This window comes from Oscillibacter sp. CU971 (assembly GCF_905219725.1).
Classification (GTDB): domain Bacteria; phylum Bacillota; class Clostridia; order Oscillospirales; family Oscillospiraceae; genus Oscillibacter.
Genome location: NZ_CAJMXG010000339.1, coordinates 1 through 2,592, shown reverse-complemented (window position 1 = coordinate 2,592; position 2,592 = coordinate 1). Strand labels below are relative to the sequence as shown.

The 2,592-nt window shown below is 58.5% G+C and carries 3 protein-coding genes and 1 pseudogene; 2 read left to right on the top strand and 2 right to left on the bottom strand.

Annotated elements, in window-relative coordinates; translation table 11 throughout:
• Positions 1–208: DapH/DapD/GlmU-related protein (locus JX325_RS15030; RefSeq protein ID WP_279380546.1), on the top strand; the 208-nt coding region annotated here is incomplete at its 5' end.
• Positions 209–250: 42 nt separating this feature from the next.
• Here JX325_RS15030 and JX325_RS15025 read toward each other — a convergent pair.
• Both JX325_RS15025 and JX325_RS15020 read right to left on the bottom strand, forming a co-directional pair.
• Complete coding sequence (locus JX325_RS15025; protein ID WP_204791879.1) at positions 251–838, bottom strand: DUF3267 domain-containing protein; 588 nt, start codon at positions 836–838, stop codon at positions 251–253.
• A 63-nt stretch (positions 839–901) separates the two neighbouring features.
• A pseudogene (locus JX325_RS15020) lies at positions 902–2,161 on the bottom strand (diaminopimelate decarboxylase).
• 171 nt (positions 2,162–2,332) lie between these two features.
• On the opposite strand from JX325_RS15020, the gene JX325_RS15015 reads away from it, so the two are divergent.
• Positions 2,333–2,592 (top strand): sulfurtransferase TusA family protein (locus tag JX325_RS15015; protein WP_204791878.1); only part of this gene is annotated, 260 nt, incomplete at its 3' end.

The window sequence follows — 2,592 nt, the reverse complement described above, 5'->3', positions numbered from 1 at the left end:
GGAGGACGGCGTGCTGGTAGGGGCGAACGCCGTGGTCATTGAGGGGGTCCGCATCGGAAAAAACGCCGTGGTGGCCGCCGGGGCCGTGGTCATTGAGGACGTGCCGGAAAACGCCGTGGTGGCGGGAAGCCCCGCCCGGGTTATCAAGATGAAGGACGAGAAAACCGAGGGCAAGACGGCCCTGGTGGACGCGCTCCGAAAACTCTAAAGCCAAAGAAACCGCCTGGGAATTCCCAGGCGGTTTTTCCATTTATTTATAAAACGCAATATAACCAGCTTTTGTCGGGTGGTCCACAATGAGAGCATCCCCCTCTTTCAGCACATGGATCGCAATCATCAAATCGGCACCCGCTGAAACGAAATTCACCATCATGGTCAGTAAGGACACCGTACCCGGATATATCAAAATGAAAAGCACACTGCCAAAACCTAATACTATAAACGGCATCAAAACACCGGTCAAATACGCTCTCTTTTCCAATACCGTTTTACAAGCGCAACTTGGCATCATCGCGTTTATATTGAAGCGAACCACATTCCAGCCCTTACCGCTTGCAGCCGCCCAACCAACGCCGTGCAATAATTCATGTATGACAACTGAAATTACAATAATCGCAATAAAAATACAGTAAAATGAAAGGCCGCTCACCTCCAGCAAGTATGCTCTTTCCACCAGCAAAAGGCGGTACATCAGTCCAAAGACCAGGACAAACGGAAACGCGCAAAGAATACCATAAACCATTGCCCTTCCGGAAGTGATCGTGACATCCTTTTCCCGATAACCGTTTTCACATAACTGCGCTTTCATTCTTTCAAAATTCCCGCCGTCATAATCCATTGGAACATCCCCCTCCCATTCCGATCTGTCAAGCTGACCCGAACGCGGCGAAGCCGACGCGGCTCACCACACCAGCGTCGCGAAATAGTCCTCCAGCGTCTCCGCCCGGCGGATGAGGTCCACGCCGCCGTCCTCCCGGAGGAGCAGCTCCGCCGAGCGGAGCTTGCCGTTGTAGTTGTAGCCCATGGAAAACCCGTGGGCCCNCNNNTCGNGGATCACCAGCAGATCTCCCCGGTCCACCTTGGGCAGCATCCGGTCCACGGCAAACTTGTCGTTGTTCTCGCAGAGGCTTCCCGCCACGTCGTATTTGTGGTCGCAGGGGGCGTTCTCCTTCCCCATCACCGTGATATGGTGGTAGGCCCCGTACATGGCCGGGCGCATCAGGTTGCAGGCACAGGCGTCCACCCCGATATACTCCTTGTAAATGTGCTTCTCATGAATGGCCCGGGTGACCAGGTGCCCGTAAGGGGCCAGCATGTAGCGGCCCAGCTCCGTATACAGGGCCACGCCGTCCATCCCGGCGNGGACCAGAATCTCCTCATAGGCCCTGCGCACGCCCTCTCCGATGACGGCAATGTCGTTTTCCGGCTCCTCCGGGCGGTAGGGCACCCCCACGCCGCCGGAGAGGTTGATGAACGTGACCCGGCACCCCGTCTCCGCCTGAAGCTCCGCCGCCAATTGGAAGAGGATGCGGGCTAGGGCGGGGTAATAGTCGTTGGACAGCGTGTTGGAGGCCAGGAAGGCGTGAATGCCGAACTCCTTGGCCCCCAGCTCCTTCAGCCGCCGGAACGCCTCCGCCAGCTGGGACCGGGTCATGCCGTACTTCGCGTCGCCGGGGGTGTCCATCACCTGCACGCCGTCCCGGCTCTCCCCCAGGGTGAAGACCCCGCCGGGGTTGTAGCGGCAGCAAATCTTCTCCGGCACCTTCCCCACAGCCTTCGTCAGGGTGTCGATGAGGGTGATGTCGTCCAGGTTGACGACACCCCCCAGGCGGCAGGCGGCTTGAAACTCCTCTTCCGTGGTGTTGTTGGAGGAAAACATAATCCCCGCCTCCCCGGTGACGCCGCAGCGCTCCGCCAGGGCCAGTTCCGCCAGGGACGAGCAGTCGCAGCCGCAGCCCTCCTCATGGAGGATTTTCAAAATGGCGGGGGTCGGCGTGGCCTTCACGGCGAAGTACTCCCGGAAGCCGGGATTCCAGGCGAAAGCGGCCTTTAGCCGCCGGGCGTTCTCCCGGATGCCCTTCTCGTCGTAGATGTGGAAGGGGGTGGGATATTGGGCGGCAATGGACTCCAGCCGATCCTTTGTGACAAAGGGTGTTTTCATAAAACGACCTCGCATCTTTTAAAATCTGATTTTTCTATTGTATCCGTCCCCTTCCCGCCCTGTCAAGAAGTTTCCCCAAATCCCGCGATATTCTTTCTAAAAAATAGCCCTTGCCTTCCGCCGCCTCCGGCGGTACAATGGAGGGGACAACCATCATACGGAGGTATCTCTATGGGAAAAATCGTTGTGAACGCCGTGGGCGAGCAGTGCCCCATTCCGGTGGTAAAAGCCACCCGGGCCCTGCGGGGGATGACCGAGCCCGGGATTTTGGAGGTCCATGTGGACAATGAAATCGCCGTGCAGAACCTGACCCGGATGGCCGCCGGGCACAAGCTGGAAGCCAAATCCGAGAAGCTGGGCGCGAAGGAATTTGTAGTCTCCATGGAGGTAACAGCCCCCGCCGGAGAGGCCCCCCTGGAGGAGCCGCCCCG